The sequence below is a fragment of the Curtobacterium sp. MCBA15_005 genome, from assembly GCF_001864855.1.
Classification (GTDB): Bacteria; Actinomycetota; Actinomycetes; order Actinomycetales; family Microbacteriaceae; genus Curtobacterium; species Curtobacterium flaccumfaciens.
In genome coordinates this window covers 1,338-1,654 of sequence record NZ_MJGL01000044.1, presented here as the reverse complement: position 1 = coordinate 1,654, position 317 = coordinate 1,338, and the positions used below count along the sequence as shown (strand labels likewise).

Genomic DNA, 317 nt, shown 5'->3' with positions numbered 1-317 from the left:
GCGACGTGCACGACGTCGTCATCGGTGAAGCCGCGGACGACCTGCGCGATGGCGTCGGCCTCGCGGATGTTGGCGAGGAACTTGTTGCCCAGGCCTTCGCCCTCGCTCGCGCCCTTGACGATGCCCGCGATGTCGACGAACGACACCGGCGCCGGCACGGTCTTCTCCGAGTGGAAGAGCTCAGCGAGCTGGTCGAGCCGCGAGTCGGGCAGGTTCACCACCCCGACGTTCGGCTCGATCGTCGCGAACGGGTAGTTCGCGGCGAGGACCTGGTTCTTGGTCAGGGCGTTGAACAGGGTCGACTTGCCGACGTTCGG

General features: G+C 67.2%; 1 protein-coding gene. It reads right to left on the bottom strand.

The annotated features are described in order from the left end of the window. Positions 1-317, bottom strand: a 317-nt coding sequence (locus BIU89_RS13045) for a GTPase (protein WP_175475030.1), incomplete at both ends; no start/stop codon positions are given.